Origin of the sequence: Mesorhizobium sp. J18, from assembly GCF_007829525.1 — a bacterium.
In the GTDB taxonomy this organism is placed as follows: Bacteria; Pseudomonadota; Alphaproteobacteria; order Rhizobiales; family Rhizobiaceae; genus VLJP01.
Genome location: NZ_VLJP01000031.1, coordinates 11,333 through 31,997 on the forward strand (window position 1 = coordinate 11,333; position 20,665 = coordinate 31,997).

The following is a 20,665-nucleotide window of genomic DNA, read 5'->3' on the forward strand; positions in this document are numbered from 1 at the left end:
TCGTTAGAAATTAGGAATTTTCGGCTAACTGTTTTTGGCCCATCAAAAGGTCATCAACAGACAGATGGCAGGCGATTCGGAGCCCCTGATCGGTTTCCCGAATGGGTGGTTTGGTCGTTTCGCAGATCGAGCCAATTTGGCGGCGACAACGGCCCTGGAAAACGCATCCGTGCGTCACTCGGCGAATGTTGTCTCCTTTAACGACGATCCGCTTCTTGTCGGTCTCGGCTTCATCAGGCACCGCGGCAGCAGACAGAAGAGCCTCAGTGTAAGGATGGTGTGGAGCATCCAAGACGGCCGCTGCAGGGCCTTCCTCGACGATCGTCCCCATGTACAGAACTGCTATCCTGTCAGAGATATGGGAAATGACGGCGAGATCGTGCGAAATGAACAGATATGAGAGGTTCATATCTGATCTAAGGTCCTTGAAGAGGTTCAGAACCGTCGCTTGCACCGACACATCGAGGGCCGAAACTGGCTCGTCGCAAACAATCAAATCGGGGTTGGAAGCCAGAGCTCTTGCGATGCCTACTCGCTGCTTCTCGCCACCCGATAGCTGATGCGGATACCGATCGAAGTATCTGATTGGGAGCCCCACGCGGTCAATCAGCTCCTCGGCGCTTTTGCGCACCGTCTTCCGATCTGCTTGGGGGTTAGCCAGCTTGAAGGCACGGCTGATAGCATCGCCAATTGTGCGCCTCGGGTTTAGCGAGGAGGTTGGGTTCTGGAAGACGATCTGAGCCCTTTTCCGGAACTCCTTCAGTTCACCATCAGAGGCATCGGAAATTTCCTTGCCATCGAAAACTACCCGCCCATCGCTTGCATCGATGAGCTTGAGCATGATGCGGCCGAGTGTGGATTTTCCGCTACCGCTTTCGCCAACCAGTCCGAGAACCTCTCCGCGGCCGATTGAAAGCGATATCTCGTTTAGGACGCCAACGGATTTCTTTTCGACCGCTGGAAGCGGAAGGAAGCCGAGCTTCGTTTTCAGCGTGAGCTTGCCAGTCGAAGACGTGAAGCGTTTCGTAATTTTCTGGAGTTCAACGAGCGCTTTTTCATCTGAGCTCCGCACATCCGATGTTGAGGTGTGTCGCTCCGTAACGGGCCATGTCTCAACCTGGGCGGGCTCAGCCTTCCAGCACTTGATCCTTCGATTTTCCAGCGACCGCAATTGCTGGGGTTCAGAACATGCTGCTTCCCTGAAAGGACACCTCTCCTCGAATATGCAGCCCGTTGGGGTATCGGTGAGATCGGGGAAACGTCCTTCAATCGGGGTTAGCCTCGACTCCCTGTGCCCCAGCTTTGGGATCGAGCCCAGAAGACCTCGCGTGTAAGGATGCAACGGATCCCTGAGGACACGCTCTTTCGTGCCTTCTTCAACGAGCTGGCCTGCGTAAAGCACGCATACGCGATCAGCGATCTTATTCACGACACCCAGATTGTGGGTGATGAACAGGACGCCGACGTGTCTCCGGGCGGCAATCTCCTGAACTAGATCCAGAACTTGGGCTTCGATAGTCACATCAAGAGCCGTAGTAGGCTCATCGAGGATGAGAAGCTCAGGATTACATACGAGGGCAGAGGCGATGAGAACACGTTGACGCATGCCGCCAGACAGCTGGTGCGGATATGCGTTTGCTACCGTCTCAGGGTCAGCGATACCCACCTCTTTCAGAGCTTCAGCGGCTCTCTTCATCGCCTGAGCATTGCTCATGCCGAGGTGTGTCGTCAGACCTTCCGCAATCTGCTTTCCGATCCTGATGGACGGGTTCAGCGACGTGAAGGGATCCTGAAAGACGATGGAGATGTTGCGTCCCCGAAGCTTTCGACGCTCTTCAGACGGGAGGGAGGTAAGTTCCCTGCCCTTGAAGAAGATCTCGCCTGAGACAGCCTTGCGAGGGATCAGGTCCATGATCGCCATCGCGATCGTGCTTTTCCCTGACCCGGACTCGCCCACCAAAGCCACTGTCTCGCCAGGAGCAATATCGATGTTGACCGCATTCAGCGCCTTCAGCTGATACGGAGGCGACCCATAGGACACCGTAAGGTTCTTGATGGATAAAAGGGTCACTAGTGGCCTCGTGAAGCGGAGCGAGGATCGATCGCGGCACGCAAGCCGTCGCCAAACAGGTTGATAGCAATCACCGTCAGACACATGGCCAGACCAGGAGCGAGGGCGATCCACGGTGCCTGTGCGATGTAGGGCCGTGCCTGACTGATCATCAGCCCCCATTCGGAGCTCGGCGGTTGCGCGCCCATTCCAAGGAAGCTGAGTGCAGCACCAAGCAGGATTGCGAAGGTCACACGCAGGCTTCCCTCAACCGCAATGGTCGGCCATGCATTCGGCAGGATCTCCTTGATGAGGATGTACCAGGTGCTTTCGCTGCGAGCCCTCGCCGCTTCGATGAACTCCTCATTCGCCAACTCGAGCGCAATCGAACGGGTCAGACGAACAGTGGGCGGGATGTAGACGCAGCCGACAGCGAGAATTGCCTTCCACGCGCTAGGCTCGCTCACTGCAAGAAAGAGCAGACCAAGCATGATGGGAGGCATCGACAAGAGGACGTCCATGCACCGCATGACGAACTCGTCGAACCCACCGCGCTTGTATCCGCTGAGCAGGCCCAAGGGCACGCCAACCAGCAAGCTGAGCATTGTTGCCCCGAACCCGATGGCGATCGACATTCCCGCCCCTGTCAGCGTTCGGCTGAACACGTCACGTCCAAGTTCATCAGTACCGAACCAATGAGCGCTGGACGGCGGCTTCATCCTCTGAAGGACGCTCATTTGATCGTAGGCGTAAGGAGAAAGCCAAGAGCCAAAAATCGCGACGAATGCGATGAGAAGAAGGAGGCCGCTCCCGATCAGAAGCTTAGAATTGAGAGACCGAAACACGGCTGTTTGAGTTGAACGACTGCTACTCGCCATTGCCGTACCTTATTTTCGGGTTCACGACTGCATAGAGAAGATCGGCAACGAGGTTTGCCAGGCAGTAGATGAGCGCGATAACCAGAATGCTCGCCTGGATCAGCGGAAGGTCGTGTCGCTCAATCGCGAACATCAAAAGGCGGCCGATCCCAGGATAGGAAAAGACGACTTCAACAACGACGATACCGCCTATCAGCCAACCCACATCGAGAGCCAAAACCGTGATCGTTGGCATCAGTGCGTTTGGCAATGCGTGCCTGAAAATCACAGTCCTCTCAGGTAGACCCTTTGCCCGTGCATTGCGCACGTACTGGCTATCAAGAGCCTCAAGCATGCTCGATCGCGTCAGCCTCGAGACGTGGGCAATCAGGGTAAGGGTCAACGTGATTACGGGCAGGATGATGTGGGATAGCCACACCCCTGGAGAAGCGCTGATACTCGCAACGCCGCCAGATGGCAGGATCTGCAGATAGTTCGCAAAAAACATGATCAGCACGATGCCCCAGAAAAATTCTGGGATCGAAATTCCGACATAGGTGAACGTCGAGACCAAATTGTCTGCCAGCTTATCTCGACGAACGGCAGCCCAGACACCCAGCAGAATTCCGAACAAGGTGACTGAGATAAAGGACACGATAGCCAGAGACGCCGAGGCCATAAAAGCCTCTGAAATCAAGGCGGATACCGGCCGCTCCATAATGAGCGACTGTCCGAAATCGCCTGTCACGACGCTGGAGATCCATCTCCAGTATTGAACGTAAAACGGATCATTCAGCCCAAGCTTCTCCCTGATCGCATCGACGACCTCAGGGGAGGCAAATTGGCCTGCGATCGTGCTGGCGACATCGCCAGGCATGATTTGTGTCACCCCGAAGACAAGCATCGAGATAACCAAGAGCACGACCATCACCGCCAGAAGACGGTTAATCACGTAAAGCGCCATGGAATGAGCCCTTGTGGGGACTAGGGAGAAATCCCCCTAGTCCCGTTAGCCGTCACTCGACGGTGGTTTCGCGCAGATCAAGCCACATCATCGGGCTAGACCTGAACCCCTTCACGTTCGTCCTTACGGCGTTTGCGTGGTTGATCACGTAAGGGATGACGCTCGGAGGGTTTTCGTATGCAAGCCGCTGGAACTCCTTATAGAGGCTTGCACGCTCTTCCTCGTCTGTGGTGGCGCGAGCTTTGTCCAAAACCGCATCAATCTCGCTGTTGGAATAATTCCACAGCGTGGAGTTCCACGAACCCGTTGAGTGGAACCACGGGAAAATCGACGGGTCGACAGCGGGTCGAGAATAGAAGCCGTCGACGTAGAATGCGGCCTTACCCTCGATGTTGCTGATGAAGCTGTCCCAAGGCACGACCTGGATATCAACCTTGATGCCGATCTGAGCGAGCATCTCGCGAGCGGCCAGGCCCAGACGCTCCTTCGGCGGACGACCACTCGGGACATACAGAGTGGCTTCGAAACCATCGGGGAAGCCAGCTTCCGCGAGCAGCTGCTTTGCCTTATCGACATCTGGCTTCGGCAGCGGGATGTCATCGTTGTGATACGGATGTCCTGGCGGGATCATCGTCAGGGTCGGCGTGCCTGCGCCAAAGACAGCGAACTCCACCATCGCCTCACGGTCGATACCGGCCGAGATCGCCTGACGGACATTCGGGTTGTCGAAAGGAGCGTGTGCGTTGTTCAAGATCAGGCCATCCCAGCTGGAAGTGGCCACGCTATCGATTGTCACATCAGGGTTGTTTTCGATCTGCTGGAGCCCTTCAGGAGGCATGTCCCAAACCAGATCGACTTCGCCCGTCGACACTGCGGAGACGCGTGCGGCCACTTCTGGCATGATCCGCAGCTCGATAGCGTCGAGTTTCGGCTGGCCGTCCTTGTAATAATTTTCGTTCTTGAGGAGCTTCACGTCCTGACCTGGACGGAAGGATTCAAAAACGAAGGGACCAGTGCCGTCTGGCTCGGTTGCAATTTTATCCAGCTTGTCTGCAGGAACAATTCGCAGCTGGCGATCCGCAAAAAGCTCAGCAAAGCCAGCATACGGAATTGAGAGATCGAACTTGATGGTGTGCTTGTCGACCTCGGTGATGGCCGTGACGATCGAGAAATTCGCTCTCGCGACCGAGCCCGTTTCCTTGTTCTGGATACGCTCGATGGTCGCCTTGACGTCGCTGGCTTCCAGATCCTTGCCAGAATGGAACTTGACGCCCTCTCTAAGCTTGAACGTCCAGGACTTGAGGTCGTCGGACACAGTCCAGCTCTCGGCCAGATCGGGAACGAGTTTCCCATCGGCATCGATAGTCGTCAGACCCGAATAGACGAGGAAATTCACGACATATTCGTCGCCAATTTTTGTCTTAGCAGGATCAAGGGTATTCAGGTTCGAGGACAACGCCACCTTAAGCGTGCCTTCCGCCCATGCTGGGCTTAGAGCGCCCAAAGCGGCCGCCGAAATTAATAGGGTAGATGCAAGTCGTTTCACTAGGCTCATTGTGTTCCCATATTTGCGCTAAGTATCTACGATTATTGGCTCTTTTTGGACCTCCTCGTTTTGCCTGTGTCCCCGTCGCCCCACCATTCGCCCAGCGCGTGGCGTTGCTCTTCCCTTAGTCGAACGGCACCGGGGACGTTCTCGCCTTCTGACTCAGCGACGATCGCTACGAGTGTTTCCACCGCGGCAAAAGCAGCAGTCATTGAGTCAAAAAACGCAGGATTTTCGTAGTTGACCACGATCTGCACGTCCGAAATCCGCCCTACCGTGGAAAGAGGCGAATTCGTAATGGCAATTATTTTTACTCCGCGGCTGCGAGCAAAATGGGCGACCTCGACAGATCGCCGTGCAGCCGGATCCAAGCTGATAACGACAAGCGCATCCTCAGACCCGCAGTGCGTAAGCGGATCTGCTCCGATACCGCCAGGCCCATCCAACAGCACTGCCTTCGTGCTGAAATACCCGTAGAGGTATGTGAAGTGGTACGCCGCGGCAAAAGCCGATCTCTGGCCAACCGCATAAACCGTTCTCGCGTTTTGCAGGATTTTTGCGGCTTCTCGAAGAGCCCAGCTCTGCTGTCCTGACTTCAGGTGCTGAACACTTGAGATGAGGCGATCCACCATCTCCACAGCAATGTCGCCACCTTGCGACTGCCTAGTGCGCACGAGCTCTGCTGCACGGGAGCTAAATGGCTCAGAGGAATTTCTGATAGCACCGACGAAAACAGCGCGTAGCTCTTCGAAACCGGCAAAACCGAGCTGCTTTGCCAAGCGGGTCATCGTAGTCGCAGGCACACCCGCACGTCGCGACTGCTCTCGCATGGAAAGAAGCGCGACATCCTGAGGATGCTCCATGAGATACCTGGCTGCGACCTGCATCTGCCCAGATAGAGCCTCGTATTCCTCTCGGATTTGCTGAGATACCTTTTCGATGCACATCCTGGCCGCCTTACATCACCAGTGAACGGAGGGGGTAAGCAGTTACGACTCCAGGGCCGCCTTTACCGACTGCTCCAGTCGCGAAACGATTTCGTCGATGTCGGAGCGAGTTACGATGTAAGGCGGCGCTAGAAGGACGTGGTCTCCTGAAATGCCATCAACTACGCCACCTGTCGGGTAGACCATCAGCCCTCGTTCCATCGCATTCTTCTTCACCGCCGCGTGCAGCTTCAGCTTCGACGGGAAAGGTCGCTTGGTCTCCCGGTCCTCAATCAGCTCGATTGCCCTGAAGAGGCCACGTCCACGAATGTCGCCGACGTGAGGATGCTGTCCGAAGGTCTCGTAAAGCCGCTCATGCAGGTAGGCTCCCATCTCTCGGACGTTCTCGAGGAGGTTCTCATCTTCGATCACCCGCTGAACTTCCAACGCAGCCGCACAGGCGATTGCGTGTCCGAGATAGGTGTGGCCATGGGCGAAACCGCCACCGCGATTTACGGTGTCGAAGATTTCCTGAGTGCACATGACCGCGCCAATGGGCTGATAGCCAGCACCCATGCCTTTTGCGATCGTTACGAGATCAGGAGTGATGCCTTCCTGCTCGAATGCGAACAGGGTGCCCGTGCGGCCCATCCCGCACATGACTTCATCAAGGATGAGCAGGACACCGTACTTGTCGCAGATCTCACGAATGCGACGGAAATAGCCTTCAACTGCAGGCACAGCGCCAGCTGTTGCGCCAACAACCGTCTCCGCGACGAATGCGGCTACCTTCTTCTCACCACGAGCAAGGGTCTCCTTTTCAAGTTCGTTCGCGACGCGAAGGCCATATTCAAGATCCGTCTCATTGTCCTCCTTGCCTCGATACGGGTAGCAGGACTCGATCTGGATAGACTTGAACAACAGCGGCTCGAAAGGAGCGCGCCTCCACGCATTGCCACTAATCGCAACGGCCCCGAGGGTCGCCCCGTGATAGCTGCGCTTGCGCGATATGATAACCTCACGTTCGGGCTCACCGTTCGCGACGTGGTACTGACGCGCCAGCTTCAACGCAGTCTCAACTGCTTCAGAGCCACCCGAAACGTAATAGACCTTATTGAGGCTGCAATTTGCACGCGAAACGAGGAAGTCGGCAAGCTCTTCGGCCGGTTCACTGCTGAAGAAAGATGTGTGCGCGAATGCCAGCTTCTTCGTCTGCTCGATGATGGCATTCTGAACTCGATGGTTCGAATGACCCAGACATGAGACCGCCGCACCTCCTGAGGCATCGATGTATCTCTTCCCCTCTTGGTCGATCAGACAAATTCCATCGCCAGCTACTGCGACAGGGGGGAGCGCTCCAGGGAAACGATGAAAGATGTGGCTCACGTCATGCCCTCCAATTCGAGAGGCAATCTGCATCACGCGTTTCACAATTGTCAACTATTGGTTCACTTGAACCATGCCAAGTGCGGTGTACGGAGTCAAAATATTACCTCAACCCTTTGTTTTTCCCCAACATTATAGATGCGCGCAGCCTTTTCCGATATTGACATTTGAATGGCGACATCGCGCGACTGAAACAAATGAACCAGATCAATCAGGTCTCTGGTTCAGACGATTGGCGGGCGCGATTGCTGATGGGTGCGCCCGCCAGGCAGGATGCCACTTACCGGGAGGGCCAATCCAAGATCGTATCTACGATGTAATCGACCACCGCACGCGCGTCGACTTCCAGTTAGCCTCAGCCCTGCCATCGATTCGATTGACTGAGATGGGATCGTGAACTGTCGTGGCAACTTTGCCAGATGGCGGGACGCTGGAACGGCGGCTTCTCGCGAAGCACTTCGAAAAACAGACCGTCCGGATATGCGCGCTGCGCTGAAACGGAAGGGCGTGACCGTCGGCCGCGCCCTGGCGGCCTGTGCGCGGGAAATCGTGGATGACGCCCAGCTGAAGGTCGCCGCCGATGCACGGCGCGAGGACCTCATCGTGCACTTCGCCCTGACGCTGTTCCCAGGGGCCCTGAAATACGGTTCGCTCCCCGCCTCGATCCAGCGCGACGTCCGCACCTTCTTCGGCTCGCTCGCCAACGTCGTCGATGCCGCGAAGTCGGAGCTGCACTCCCTGCGCGACAGGGCCGTGCTCGAACGGGCTTATGTCGAGGCGGCCGAGTCGGGGTTTGCGACGTACGAAGATGGAACCCTCCGCTTCATGTCCGGAAACCTGGAGCATCTCCCGGTCAAGGTCAGGATCGTGGCGGGCTGCGCCGAGATCGTGCACCAAGGGTTTTCGCTCTTGGAATTTGTCGAAATCGGGCCAGAGCAAGGCGTAGTGCGAGGATTTGAATGTACCATGGTGGAAAGCGCCCTGCCTAGAGTATGTGCCTTGATAGAAATTGATCTTGCCCGATCGAAATCGCGCAGAAGGACGTTCGACAGAAAGTGCTCTACCTTAAGTCCCGCTATCTGGATCGCGGCCATCCTCGGCTGCAAAAGCAGTCCGCTGCCGACAGGAGGCTGCTGGAACTTGGCATCGTGGACGTAAAGGGAAACGGGCTTCAGCCGAGGACATAGCAGCGATACTAAACTCATCAAACCGCCGGAAATCGCGTGAGTAATGGGGATAGGGTTCCCTTGAAGGACCAGGTTGGGGAAGAGCGGATCGTCGCGCTCCTGCAAGAAAGGCTGGCGGTGGAGCTTCCATGCGTCCAGGAATACAAGGACGCAGGAAATCACAGGCGAAATCGCTCTCAAGGTGCTCGAGGCCGCGGGCGCTGGCCTCATACGAGGCATCGGCAGTCCTGTGCCTGGTCAAATGTGCCTAGAGGCGGCCGTCTGCTTTGCTATGGGCCTCCCTCACGGCGATCAACCGACTTGCGTGACCCCGGCTTTGAATACTCCGCCAAGCTCCACGCCGACGCCGTCGGTCGCCTTGATATAGGCGCGGATCATCGACAGGGCAGCAGCGCGCTCAGTGAGCGGCGTCTCCGGGGCGGTGATCAATTCCATGTTGGCGTTGGTCGGTCTCAGCCGCTCGAGTCCCCACTCCGACCATACGGCCGCGATGGCGGACTGTTCGGCTTGTAGCCAGGCGCTAACCACTTTGTCTTCCACAGCGGTGAGTTCCAGCGCCGGATCGAAGCCTGAAGCTTCCAGCTGGCAGACAGCCTCAGCTGCCTCGCAGGGATGCACTCCAGACTGGACAAAAACCGACAAGCAGCTTCGACGCCGTTCCAATTCAATGGGCGTGGCGGTTGGGATCGTGATCTTGATGACGGGGATCGGCCGCTCGGATGCGTGTCTCACGACGTCCTCCTTTGCGTCTGGGGGTAATGAACAAAAAGAGAACAAAAATGTCAACCTGCCTCTTGTGGCCAGCCTACTCTGAGGAATATTTGCCTACGATGCGGGGGAAAAGACAGCACCGGCAACAACTGAGGATGCAAGCCGCCGGAAAAGCCTGATCAGATCGTCATGAAGGACCGCTTTACGGCCGGCATTGAGGACGTTCACAGGGTTATTGTGAGCTACAGCGTGAACCTGCGTACGTCCTGTGCTGATTATCGGGCACTACAGCGATTGCACGATGCGCTGCTCGCCACGGTTAGCGAAGTAATAGGCAAAGACGCGCCGTGGATTGGCCGGACACTCACCGGACCGCGCATAACTCGCGAAGAATAGCCATGGCCCAGCCCATCAACACCCTTGGCAAGCCTGTCCGCCGCGGCATGCTCGTCAAGGCTCAATGCCGACCTTGCGGCAACACGCGCTTCTATCGGGCTTCAGATCTCATGATGATCTATGGCGGCGGGCGCGATCTCTGAACATCAAATTCCGGTGCGGCCAATGTGAACCAGACGTTGAGGTACTTCCTGTCGATGTCGACCTCGGCCGTGCCAGGAGCGCTATCGTTCATGAACCATTTTGGGAGAACGGGAGGGTGGTCAGCTGGCTCGCAAGGCGGCTGAAGGGCGGGTGAAGAGATCGCGACCGAACTATGCGAAGCGGGCGTATCTAAAAGTGCCACGTGTTGGCGATACAGCGCGAGGGGTGATCCGGCGGGCTCCGTGACCGCCGGGAGTCCGCCACAATATCAAGGACGCCGCGACATTTTGATAATGGCTGTGAACGCTACTGACCGGGCGGCAAACTCTTGCGACAGCCTCCCGCCGCGCGTCGAGGTCGGCGCGGACCGGCGTGCGGCGGGACGACAGCCAGCAGATTTCCCTTGATCAACTTCCTGGGGATCGCGCCCTCTAATGAGCCGCCGAGGAGGATGTCGTGTGGCGCGACGACGGTCATGCGGCCTGTCTTCAGCCTCATGGCCTCGATCATGTGAGGGATGAAGGCATAGTCGACTCTGGTCATGGGCGGCAGACGTCTGCGGAACGGCCGAATTGATTGCTCTCGGCCTGCTCGCAACCCCGATTCACTCCATGCTGACAGGTGGATTGGCGACGACGGCATCGAAGTGCTGCAGAGTATGGAGTACGAGTGGAGGTGGTACCCCTCACGCTTGCATGAATTGTGCTTCAATGTGCGCCACCTCCCGACGGAGCTTGTCAATCAGGCTCACTGTGCGGTCAGATGTTAGCCGGGTCGAGATCATATTGATCGACAGTGCTCCAGTGACCTCGCCACCCGCTGAGCGGATAGGTACGGCGATGGCTGCGACACCGGCGATCGTCAACCCATGGGTAATTGTGTAGCCGTTCCGGAGCGTATCTTTCATCAGCGTGCGGATAGCGTCCGGTTGGATCCCATAGGTCGCATAGCGGGTACTGTTCGCACTCAGTATCACCTCGATGGCTCGCCGCCACGCTGTCTTCAATCGTTTAGCGCGCAAGCAGCATAATCGAGCTCGCGTGGGTGAACGACGATCAAGCCTTGCGTGCCGACGTCCGGCGCTAACTCCCGCGCGATTCACCATAATGCGAGGCGGTGATACCCGGCTTGGGATTCCCGATTCAATATGACGCTCGGCCTCGAACTAACCGTTTGCCTACGAACAAACGAGGTTATACTGCCGCTGGGGTGAAATAGGGGGCTTTCCAAAGCGCCCATGGGAGGCGTGAACCACGTGCTCGAGATTCTCCGCGGAGCAGCAAGCCCCGGTTTCAACGGCGAATGTGCCGCGAACTTCTCGCCGGCAGTTGGAATTGGGCAAAGTCTCACAGATCGTCGATCACGTGTCGCCAGCCGTCGGCTATTTTTACCGAGCCTACGAAAGCCGGGCGCGTGAAGCACGTCGGCATGCCGATCATCGCCCGGCTTAGGTACGAGCGTTGAAGTTCAACCTGTGCCCAGCCCTTGGCCACTCCAACTGAAACAGCTTTCCCGACTGAGAGGCGGTTACGTAGGCAATGCGGCCATCTTTACCTCCGAAGCAAAGATTCGTCACGAACCGATCGGGAAGTGGCACATGCGCCACGAACTCACCACACGGTGAGACGACAAGAATACCGCCTTCCATTATCGTAGCGACACAGATGTAGCCGTGGCTATCTATTGCCAGCGAGTCCAGAAGGCGGAAATTGGGCGAGGTGTAAAGCAACCGCCCTCCGTGCGGGGATGGCCAGGGCTGACGAAAGATCTGTCCGGGGCCGTCTAGATCGAAGGCCCAAATGCGGCCTGTCTGGGTTTCCGCTACATAGAGCTGATCTTCATTCGGCGACAAACCAATGCCGTTGGGTGAAAGCATCGGATAGATCACTTCGACGATGGACGATCCATCGCACTTTGCGTAGTAGACGCCACCCCTATCGAGGTCGCGCTCGCGTGCCTTGCCGGCATCGGTGAACCAGAAGCCGCCGTCACGATCGAACACGAGGTCGTTCGGCCCGCGGAGCTTGCCTTTGGCGGTTTCCGTGTAGAGCGCTTCAACGGTACCTGTTTGAAGGTTGATGCGCTCGATCCGCCCGCCGCTATAGTCCGCAGCCTGTCCTGCGGGGCGTAGGCCATAGCTGTCCTCATGCCAGTTGAAGCCGCCATTATTGCAGATGTAGCAATGGCCGTCCGGCCCGATAGCTGCGCCGTTGGGACCACCGCCGAGTTGAACCACGACGGCCTTCTCACCATTTGGCAAGATCTTGGTCAGCCGCGCCGCCTCGATCTCCACGAGGAGTATGCTCCCGTCAGGCAGGTACACCGGGCCTTCCGGAAAGCGCAATCCGTCGCAGATCGTCTTCATGGGTGGCTCCTCGCATTTATCGGATTTCAGATCGTACCCACCGGCGTAACCGGTGAGCCGACGGCTCCGGGCAGACGCAACGGAGGTGCGGTAAGGAGGAAGCGAGTCCGGCCAAGTGACCTCAGGGCGTGAGCCAGTTCCGAAAGGTACCAAAGCTCGCCGAGATAGACGCCCAGTCGGAACAGGCAGTGCTCATGCAGTGGTAGCATCGCGCAACGATGACCGTGGTCCGGTCGCGCTGGCAGGCTCTCGACGGCGAAATTGTCAGCGATGAGCGCAACCAGTCCGCTCCTGGTGATCCAGTCTTGGAGGTCCGGATCACGCCCGTCCAGGGATGCGCAGGATTCAAGTTGCTCCGAGGTTGCTTGCCCGCGCGAATCCACCAAAACCTGCCCGAAGCCGGTATGCAGGCAGACGAAGTCGCCCGGCTCGATGACAATGTCTTCGGCCTCAATGATCCGTGAGAGGTCCCGATAGGAGATCGTGCGTCGTTCGCGGCCGAAATGGGCCTCGATATCGATCATGACAGCGCGTCCCTGCACCGCTGTCTCCGCCATTGTTTCGATGCTTGCTCAAAAGATCGTCTCCAAGGCGGAGGGCCGGCTTGTAGTCCTCGATGAGGTGACGCCATCGGACAAGGCCCGTCAGCTCGCAGGAATCGCCCAGAAGGATCCGCGCATCGTCGAACTCGTTCTGAGGGAGTCCCGTGAGGTGCTTCGCTGCCGGCCGGGTGTCATCGTGGTGGAAGACCGGCGCGGCTTTGTCATGGCGAATGCCGGCATCGATGCCTCCAATGTCGAAGGCCCCCTCGGGGCCGATGCCGTGCTTCTGCTGCCGATCGATCCCGACGAGAGCGCCGCGCGCATCCGGTCGGAGATTCATGCGCGGACTGGCGTCGCGGCAGCCGTCGTCATTAACGACAGCTTCGGCCGCGCCTGGCGCCTCGGGACGGTCGGCACCGCCATCGGAGTCGCCGGCATTCCGGCTTTGCTCGATCTACGGGGCAATGCCGATCGAAACGGACGCATCCTGTTGTCGAGCGAACTAGGCGTCGCCGACGAGGTTGCCGCCGCGGCATCGCTGGCCATGGGACAAGGCAGCGAGGGGCGGCCCGCCGTGCACATTCGCGGCTTTCCCTATTCCACTGGGACAGGCAGAGGGCGCGATCTGCTGCGGCCGCGGGACATGGATCTGTTCAGATGAGCGACCTGCGACCGGTAGTGGCATTGGCTGGCGGCGTCGGAGGGGCCAAGCTCATTCACGGCCTCGCCATGGCCGGCATCGAGCGCCTCAGCGCAATCGTCAACACGGGCGACGATTTCGAGCATCTGGGTCTGCACATTGCGCCCGACGTAGATACCGTCCTTTACACTCTGGCGGGCATTGCGAACAGGCAGCAGGGATGGGGGCTGGAGGGCGAGAGCTGGTCCTTCATGGACCAGCTCGAAAAGGTCGGAGCCCCCGTCTGGTTTCGGCTCGGCGACCGCGATCTTGCCACACACGTCCTGCGGACCGAGCGCCTGCGAGCGGGCGAGCGGCTAACCGGGATCACCCGTGTCTTGTCGCGGCGGCTTGGTGCGCCTGCGGACATCCTGCCGATGAGTGACGAGCCGGTCAGGACCATGGTCAATACGATTTCGGGAGAAGTGGCGTTTCAGGACTATTTCGTGCGGCTGCGGTGTGACATCGAGGTGAAAGGTTTCCGGTTCGCAGGCATCGAGCGGGCACGACCGACGCCGGAAGTGGCGGCAGCGCTCCGCCAAGGCGACCTGCGCGCGATCGTGATCTGTCCTTCGAACCCGCTCGTCAGTATTGCGCCAATTCTGTCCCTGCCGGGCATGAGGGAACTTGTAGTCGGATCGCGCGCGCCGATCGTAGCGGTATCGCCGATCATTGGCGGCAGGGCGGTCAAGGGGCCGGCAGCCAAGATGATGCTGGAACTGGGGCAGACCCCCTCGGTTATTGCGATAGCGGAAACCTATGCGGGCCTGGTCGACGGGCTCGTAATCGACCATCTCGACGCCGGCGCCGCGGCCGAGATCGAAGGTCTTGGGATCGCAGCCCACGTCACCGGAACCTTGATGGGAAACGATGACGACCGACGTCGCTTGGGAATGGAATGCCTTGAATTCGCCGATCAACTGAAGGGTGCCGGTCGTGAGCCTTGATGTGCTCGTCCCCTGCAAGCGGCTGGCCGGTGGAAAGTCGCGTCTTGCCGGCGTGTTGTCGCCCGAACAACGTTTCGACCTGTGCCGGTCGTTTTTCGACGCCACCGTGGAACTCGGCCACCGTCTCGGACCGGGCGTGCGGGTTGCAGTCGTCAGCGAGGACACCGGCGTATGTGAACGGGCCAGGCGATTGGGCGCGATCGCGATCGCAGAGCCCGGAAACGGCCTCAACGACGCGATCGCGCATGCAAACCGGATGCTTGAGGCGACTGTCGGCCCGCGCGATCTCCTGGTCCTACCGATCGACCTGCCGAACGCCACGCCGCACGCGCTGTTGGTGGTGCTGGGAAGCCGTGGCGACATTGCGATCGTTCCGGACCGAAGGGAGGATGGAACCAATGTCCTGCTGTTGCGCTCGCGGGCACGAACTGGTTTTCCATTCTCTTATGGCTCGCGCAGCTTTGCCCGCCATACGGACCTGGCAGCTATGCGAGGATTGAGGCCGGCCGTGGTGCGGCAAGCGGACCTCATGCTGGATGTCGACAGCGGCGAAGACCTGATCCTGTGGCGCTCAACCGCAAAGGAGCGTGTGGAGGGCTACGAGCATGCCGTTGAAGCCAGCTTGATCACACCGGAGACCGCGCGCAAGACATGAAACCGGACACCTCGTTCAAAACCGCCACAACCTGACCGCGGAACATGCAATGATTCTCGACTTTTCGCCCGAAGACGGGCTTCGCTTGATCGAAGCGGATGATTTCAAGCGCTTTAGTTTGCGCTTGCGCGGCGTGTCTGGTGAGCGCCCGGAAATCACAAACATCGTCTTCGTCAATGACGACGAAGTGCTGGTCGGCATTGACGGCATCTGCTCGATTCCGGGCGCGCCGCAGACCGAGGAGTGGCTGGCCCGGTTCAGGAAGATGGTCGAGTATGCAGCGTCGAAAGGTTGGGTGGATGCGCTGACATCGTCCATACGGTCGCATGTCGAATGGATGCCGTAATCAACTTCTAGGCGTATGGGACTTTGCGGCTGCGGCCCGACGGGATGCACGGCTCAATGCCTCGTGCATCCAGTTCCTCACGGAACCAGGCGCTGTCATAGCCGCGGTCGGCGATCAGATGAGAGGCGGGCGGCAAGGCGTCGAGCACGAGACGGGCGCTCTTGTGGTCACTCATTTGGGCTCCGAAAGGAGCAGGACGATCTCTCTCGACCCCAAACCCGTCACGAAGCGAAGCGCCGCCCTCTCACCCTACTCTAGAATGAGCCCATTCGCTCTGCTCACCAGAAGTGAGATTTAAGGGTGAACCCAAAGACGAAATTGCTTCTCCATCGGAAACCTGTTGGTAGAAATCGATACCAAATGGTACGTCAAACTCACGCGCAGCGTTCAAGCTGCTTGATTCGACGGTTCGAGTAATTCCTTACGTGCCCCTGGCCGTAACGCGAGAAAGGAAACTGCCATGACCACTGCCCTTTGGACACCTACGAGCGCCAATGTCGCCAAGACGCCGCTCGCTGCCTTCATGGTCAAGGCGTCCGTGAGGGCAGACACGTCCTTTTCTTCCTATGCCGAATTGCACCGCTGGTCGGTCGACCGCCGCGACGAGTTCTGGAACCTCGTCTGGGATTTTTGCGGCGTGGTCGGCGACAAGGGCGAGCGTCTGCTCGCCGACGGCGACCGGATGCCGGGTGCGGCCTTCTTCCCTGACGCACGGCTGAATTTCGCCGAAAACCTGCTGCGCAAGCGCGGTTCTTCTGACGCCATCGTCTTCAAGGGCGAGGACAAGGTCCTACGCCGCCTCTCCTGGGACGATCTCCATGCGTTCGTCTCGCGCCTCCAGCAGCTTTTCGCCGCACTCGGTGTCAAGAAAGGCGACCGCGTCGCCGCCATGATGCCCAACATGCCCGAGGCCGTCGCCGGCATGCTCGCCGCCGCCTCGCTTGGCGCCATCTGGTCGTCCTGCTCTCCCGACTTCGGCGAACAGGGCGTGCTCGACCGTTTCGGTCAGATCGAGCCGGTCGTGTTCCTGGCGCCCGACGGCTATTGGTACGCCGGCAAGCAGAACGACGTGACCGCCAAGGTGCAGACGATCCTCGCCAAGATGCCGTCCGTGCGCCAGGCGATCCTCGTGGACTATCTCGGCACGGCGCGGCAGGCCGCCAGCGCCATGCCGAACGCCGTGGCGCTCGACGATGCGCTTGCCCGCTTCGAGGCGAAGGACGTGACCTTCGAGCGCTTGCCTTTCAACCACCCGCTGGTTATCCTCTTCTCGTCCGGCACGACCGGCATTCCGAAATGCATCGTGCACGGCGCCGGCGGCACGCTGCTGCAGCACATGAAGGAGCACCAGTTGCACGGCGGCATCAAGGATGGCGACCGGCTGTTCTACTTCACCACCTGCGGCTGGATGATGTGGAACTGGTTGGTCTCCGGGCTCGCCACCGGCGCGACGCTGCTGCTCTACGACGGTTCGCCTTTCCATCCGAATGGCAACATCCTCTTTGACTATGCCGACGCGGAGAAGATGACCTATTTCGGCACCTCGGCGAAATTCATCGACACACTCAGGAAGTCGGGGCTGAGGCCTATCGACAGCCACGACCTCTCGACCGTACGCACGATCTCCTCCACTGGCTCGCCGCTGTCGCCGGAGGGCTTCGCCTTCGTCTATTCCGGCGTCCGGAAGGACGTGCATCTCGCCTCGATCTCCGGCGGCACCGACATCGTCTCCTGCTTCGTACTCGGCGTGCCGACCGAGCCCGTCTGGTCAGGCGAGATCCAGGCGGCAGGTCTCGGCATGGCGGTCGACGTCTGGGACGACGAGGCGAAGCCGGTCAGGCAGCAGAAGGGCGAGCTCGTCTGCACGCGCGCCTTCCCGTCTATGCCGGTAGCCTTCTGGAACGATGCCGCGGGCAAAAAATACCACGCCGCCTACTTCGAGCGTTTCGACAATGTCTGGTGCCATGGCGACTTCGCCGAATGGGCCGCGCACGGCGGCATGATCATCCATGGCCGCTCCGACGCGACGCTCAACCCCGGCGGCGTCCGGATCGGGACCGCCGAGATCTACAACCAAGTCGAGCAGATGCCGGAGATATCCGAGGCGCTGTGCATCGGCCAAGATTTCGAAGACGACGTGCGCGTCCTGTTGTTCGTGCGCCTCGCATCAGGCGTCTCGCTTGACGAGGATCTGGAGAAGCGCATACGCCAAAAAATCCGCACCGGCTGCAGCCCGCGCCACGTGCCTGCAAAGATCGTTGCCGTCGCCGACATCCCGCGCACCAAGTCCGGCAAGATCACTGAGCTCGCCGTGCGCGACATCGTCCACGGCCGCGAGGTCAAGAACAAGGAAGCGCTCGCCAACCCCCAAGCGCTCGAGCTGTTTCGCGATTTGGAAGCGCTGCGGCTATGAGACAACCCGGCACAGCGGGCTTGGCCTTCGGACGTGGTCTCTTGGCCAATTCAATTTGGTTGCTGCTTCCCACAGTCGCCAGCCTGTCGTGCTACCCTAAGGGCGTAGTCTCGGGACAAGCTACTTTAGCACAATTGCGGGAGAGCTATCCCACTTGAGAGCGCCCGAAGAGATAAGTATACGGCATGCGCAACGATTTTGTTAGGCCCTTAGATAATCCAATAAGGGCTGAGATGTATAGTATAGCGTAAATACAAGATATCCCATCTGCGATTTAAGAATATTGCGAGCAAGATTCGTAATGTACTCATTTCTTATGGTAATAACGGGTCTTCTATCAGTGTACTTATAAATGAAAGTGTAACTGATAGCCTGGTAAAGTCAGTGCAGAGTCTCGTGGAGGCGAGCGGATCGTGGAAGCTCAGCCCCGGCAAGCGGAGAAACGACACCAATCTCGCTGATTACGTAACGCTTGCAAAACCATGCGGTATATGTCACTACTATTTGGTAGGAGGAGGCGAGTAGCGTCCTCCTCTTCAATCTGATCCCGGGAGGCCGAAGGCGGGATGAGAGCAGTCGTCGTAAGGGAGCCGGGGCTGGCTCGGCAGGTGATGCGGGTCGAAACCGTGCCCGATCCGGTTCCAGGTCGGCGTGACGTAATCATTAAGGTTGAATCCTGCGGCATCTGCTTTCACGACGTCGTCGCGTGCAACGGCACGATGAAGGCCGGTGTCGAAATGCCGATCATCCCCGGCCATGAGATTGCGGGCAGGGTGGTCGAAATCGGCGCCGACGTTGGCGGCATGCGAGTTGGCGACATGGTTGCGACGACGCAGCGTTATCATGTCTGCGGGGGCTGCCGCTTCTGTCGAACGGGGCGTGAGCCACTCTGCGACGAGGGAATTTTCCTGGGGGATGTCGGCTTGAACGGCGGCTATGCGCAATTCGTCGCGGTGGAGGCTGACAATGTCGTGCCTGTGCCGGATGGGGTGCCTATTGAGTCTGCGGCGATCGCCTCCTGCGCGATCGGCACGATGTACCATGCGATCATCGAGGTGGGGAAGGTTCGCCCCGGCGAGCGCGTGCTCATGACCGGTGCGGGCGGCGGTCTCGGCATGCACGGGCTGCAGGTCGCCCGCAGCACGGGCGCTTATGTCATGGCGGTCACGAGCTCGGCCGACAAGGTCGCCGCGATCCGCGACGCCGGCGCCCATGATGTCGTCGTCGCCGACCGGGGCGACGATTTTTCGGAGGTCGTCCGCGAGCTGACCAGCGGCGAGGGGGTCGACGTCGCCATAGACAATGTCGGTAGCCCCGCCTTTCCCGCGACCCGCCGTTCCATCGGTAAGGGTGGGCGCTGGGTGCTGGTCGGGCAACTCGGCGGCGACTTCGTTCCCTTCAACCCGGCGCAGCTTTTCCTGAAGGGGATTTCGCTGCTCAGCGCCACCAGCACGACGCGCGACGAGCTGCGCCGGTGCCTCGATCTGCTGGCGCGCGGCGCCGTTCGTGGCTTCCTGACCGAAACCGTGCCGCTGGAGGAGGTACCCCGCGTACATGAGGCGCTGGAGCGCGGCGGCGTGCTCGGTCGTGCGATCGTCAGGCCTTGAGCATGTTAATCGAACAATTCCTGCAAGCCCTGACGAGTGGAATCCTGCTCGGCTGCATTTACGGCCTGATGTGCGTCGGCCTGGCCTTCATCTTCGGCACCATGGGGGTGATAAACTTTGCGCAGGCGGATTTCATGATGGTGGGGATGTACCTCGTCCTGGCCATCGCGGGCAGTCTGCTCGCCGGCACCGCCCTGGGCGCCTTCGCGCCGTTCTTGGCCGCATTCCTGGTTGGGCCGCTGATGTTCGGCATCGGCTATCTGCTCCATCGCGGTCTGATCGTGTGTACCACTGGCTTGAGGATCGCCAACCAGATCGAGGCGCATCAGGCCCAGCTCATCCTGACCCTCGGCGTCGCTCTCGTTCTGCAGAACGGCGCGCTGATCCTGCTCGGCTCAGCGCCGGCCTCCATCATCAGCCCGCTGTCCTACGCGGCCTGGGAAATTCCGCTTCTCTACAACGACTTCAACGTGCTCTTCGTCAACAAAGCACATACCTACAACGCTCTCATCTGCGTCGCTGTCACGCTGTCGCTCTACTGGCTGATCCGCAACACGCGGGTGGGCAAATCGCTGCGGGCGTCGGCCGACAACCCGACGGCGGCCGTCTATATGGGCATCGACGTCGACCGCGCGCATCGCATCGCCTTTGGCTTCGGAACGGCGATCGCCGGCCTCGCCGGGGGGCTGATTGTGCTCTACTATCCGGTGCAGCCGCTGGTCGGCATGGATTTCCTCATCATCATGTACGCCGGGGTGGTTCTCGGTGGCCTCGGCAGCCTCATCGGCGCCTTCTGGGGCGGCTTCGTCATCGCGCTGGTCCAGCAGCTCGCAACCTTGGTGCTGCCGTTGCAGCTCCAGAACGCGACCGTCTTCATCGTCTTCCTGCTGGTCCTGCTGTTGCGCCCGCAAGGGTTCTTTGGCCGCACCGTGGACAGGGCCTAA

21 protein-coding genes are annotated in these 20,665 nt (G+C 59.2%); 9 read left to right on the plus strand and 12 right to left on the minus strand.

What is annotated here, in order from left to right; translation table 11 throughout:
* Positions 1-10: 10 nt before the first annotated feature.
* The 6 genes from L598_RS12525 to L598_RS12550 all read right to left on the minus strand — a co-directional run bounded on the left by L598_RS12525 (position 11) and on the right by L598_RS12550 (position 7,729).
* Complete coding sequence (locus tag L598_RS12525) at positions 11-2,071, minus strand: ABC transporter ATP-binding protein (protein ID WP_186445025.1); 2,061 nt, start codon at positions 2,069-2,071, stop codon at positions 11-13.
* A complete protein-coding gene (locus L598_RS12530; protein ID WP_210244990.1) occupies positions 2,071-2,685 on the minus strand; it encodes an ABC transporter permease in 615 nt (204 codons plus the stop codon). Before L598_RS12530 ends, L598_RS12525 begins: the two co-directional genes overlap by 1 nt.
* A 232-nt stretch (positions 2,686-2,917) precedes the next feature.
* Positions 2,918-3,871, minus strand: a complete 954-nt coding sequence (locus L598_RS12535) for an ABC transporter permease (RefSeq protein ID WP_144862864.1) — start codon at positions 3,869-3,871, stop codon at positions 2,918-2,920.
* Positions 3,872-3,923: 52 nt separating this feature from the next.
* Entirely contained in the window at positions 3,924-5,426 is a 1,503-nt protein-coding gene (locus L598_RS12540) for an ABC transporter substrate-binding protein (RefSeq protein WP_144862866.1), read from the minus strand.
* 32 nt (positions 5,427-5,458) lie between these two features.
* On the minus strand, positions 5,459-6,364 hold the full coding sequence (locus tag L598_RS12545) for a MurR/RpiR family transcriptional regulator (protein WP_144862868.1): 906 nt from the start codon (positions 6,362-6,364) through the stop codon (positions 5,459-5,461).
* Positions 6,365-6,406: 42 nt separating this feature from the next.
* On the minus strand, positions 6,407-7,729 hold the full coding sequence (locus L598_RS12550) for an aspartate aminotransferase family protein (RefSeq protein ID WP_144862870.1): 1,323 nt from the start codon (positions 7,727-7,729) through the stop codon (positions 6,407-6,409).
* Between the two features lie 480 nt (positions 7,730-8,209).
* Between L598_RS12550 and L598_RS12555 the strand changes: the two genes are divergently transcribed.
* On the plus strand, positions 8,210-8,887 hold the full coding sequence (locus tag L598_RS12555) for a hypothetical protein (protein WP_144862872.1): 678 nt from the start codon (positions 8,210-8,212) through the stop codon (positions 8,885-8,887).
* Between the two features lie 320 nt (positions 8,888-9,207).
* Here the strand turns inward: L598_RS12555 and L598_RS12560 are convergent, their stop codons facing one another.
* Entirely contained in the window at positions 9,208-9,648 is a 441-nt protein-coding gene (locus L598_RS12560; protein WP_144862874.1) for a hypothetical protein, read from the minus strand.
* A gap of 377 nt (positions 9,649-10,025) precedes the next feature.
* On the opposite strand from L598_RS12560, the gene L598_RS21450 reads away from it, so the two are divergent.
* Positions 10,026-10,166, plus strand: coding sequence for a hypothetical protein (locus L598_RS21450; RefSeq protein WP_186445026.1), 141 nt, complete (start codon positions 10,026-10,028; stop codon positions 10,164-10,166).
* A gap of 307 nt (positions 10,167-10,473) precedes the next feature.
* Here L598_RS21450 and L598_RS12565 read toward each other — a convergent pair whose 3' ends face one another.
* The 4 genes from L598_RS12565 to L598_RS12580 all read right to left on the minus strand — a co-directional run bounded on the left by L598_RS12565 (position 10,474) and on the right by L598_RS12580 (position 13,074).
* Complete coding sequence (locus tag L598_RS12565) at positions 10,474-10,710, minus strand: N-6 DNA methylase (RefSeq protein ID WP_186445027.1); 237 nt, start codon at positions 10,708-10,710, stop codon at positions 10,474-10,476.
* A 142-nt stretch (positions 10,711-10,852) separates the two neighbouring features.
* On the minus strand, positions 10,853-11,272 hold the full coding sequence (locus L598_RS21915) for an IclR family transcriptional regulator C-terminal domain-containing protein (protein ID WP_144862878.1): 420 nt from the start codon (positions 11,270-11,272) through the stop codon (positions 10,853-10,855).
* A gap of 342 nt (positions 11,273-11,614) precedes the next feature.
* A complete protein-coding gene (locus L598_RS12575; RefSeq protein ID WP_144862880.1) occupies positions 11,615-12,532 on the minus strand; it encodes an SMP-30/gluconolactonase/LRE family protein in 918 nt (305 codons plus the stop codon).
* A gap of 26 nt (positions 12,533-12,558) precedes the next feature.
* Positions 12,559-13,074, minus strand: coding sequence for a cyclase family protein (locus tag L598_RS12580; RefSeq protein ID WP_246658742.1), 516 nt, complete (start codon positions 13,072-13,074; stop codon positions 12,559-12,561).
* Between L598_RS12580 and cofE the strand changes: the two genes are divergently transcribed.
* From cofE to L598_RS12600, 4 genes are all read left to right on the plus strand, one after another.
* Positions 13,055-13,735, plus strand: coding sequence for a coenzyme F420-0:L-glutamate ligase (cofE, locus tag L598_RS12585; RefSeq protein WP_144862884.1), 681 nt, complete (start codon positions 13,055-13,057; stop codon positions 13,733-13,735). The genes L598_RS12580 and cofE overlap by 20 nt on opposite strands.
* Entirely contained in the window at positions 13,732-14,700 is a 969-nt protein-coding gene (gene cofD, locus L598_RS12590) for a 2-phospho-L-lactate transferase (protein ID WP_144862886.1), read from the plus strand. The genes cofE and cofD overlap by 4 nt, the downstream gene beginning before the upstream one ends.
* A complete protein-coding gene (cofC, locus tag L598_RS12595; protein ID WP_186445029.1) occupies positions 14,690-15,355 on the plus strand; it encodes a 2-phospho-L-lactate guanylyltransferase in 666 nt (221 codons plus the stop codon). The genes cofD and cofC overlap by 11 nt, the downstream gene beginning before the upstream one ends.
* An 85-nt stretch (positions 15,356-15,440) precedes the next feature.
* Complete coding sequence (locus L598_RS12600) at positions 15,441-15,701, plus strand: hypothetical protein (protein WP_144862890.1); 261 nt, start codon at positions 15,441-15,443, stop codon at positions 15,699-15,701.
* 7 nt (positions 15,702-15,708) lie between these two features.
* Here the strand turns inward: L598_RS12600 and L598_RS12605 are convergent, their stop codons facing one another.
* Entirely contained in the window at positions 15,709-15,876 is a 168-nt protein-coding gene (locus L598_RS12605) for a transposase (RefSeq protein ID WP_144862892.1), read from the minus strand.
* A 285-nt stretch (positions 15,877-16,161) separates the two neighbouring features.
* On the opposite strand from L598_RS12605, the gene L598_RS12610 reads away from it, so the two are divergent.
* The 3 genes from L598_RS12610 (at position 16,162) to L598_RS12620 (ending at position 20,665) form a co-directional block, all read left to right on the plus strand.
* Complete coding sequence (locus tag L598_RS12610; protein ID WP_144862894.1) at positions 16,162-18,114, plus strand: acetoacetate--CoA ligase; 1,953 nt, start codon at positions 16,162-16,164, stop codon at positions 18,112-18,114.
* A gap of 566 nt (positions 18,115-18,680) precedes the next feature.
* Positions 18,681-19,721 (plus strand): alcohol dehydrogenase catalytic domain-containing protein, encoded by a 1,041-nt coding sequence (locus L598_RS12615; RefSeq protein ID WP_144862896.1) that lies wholly within the window; start codon positions 18,681-18,683, stop codon positions 19,719-19,721.
* A gap of 2 nt (positions 19,722-19,723) precedes the next feature.
* Positions 19,724-20,665 carry a branched-chain amino acid ABC transporter permease gene (locus L598_RS12620; RefSeq protein ID WP_281407392.1) on the plus strand — a complete coding sequence of 314 codons (942 nt, stop codon included), beginning with the start codon at positions 19,724-19,726 and terminating at the stop codon, positions 20,663-20,665.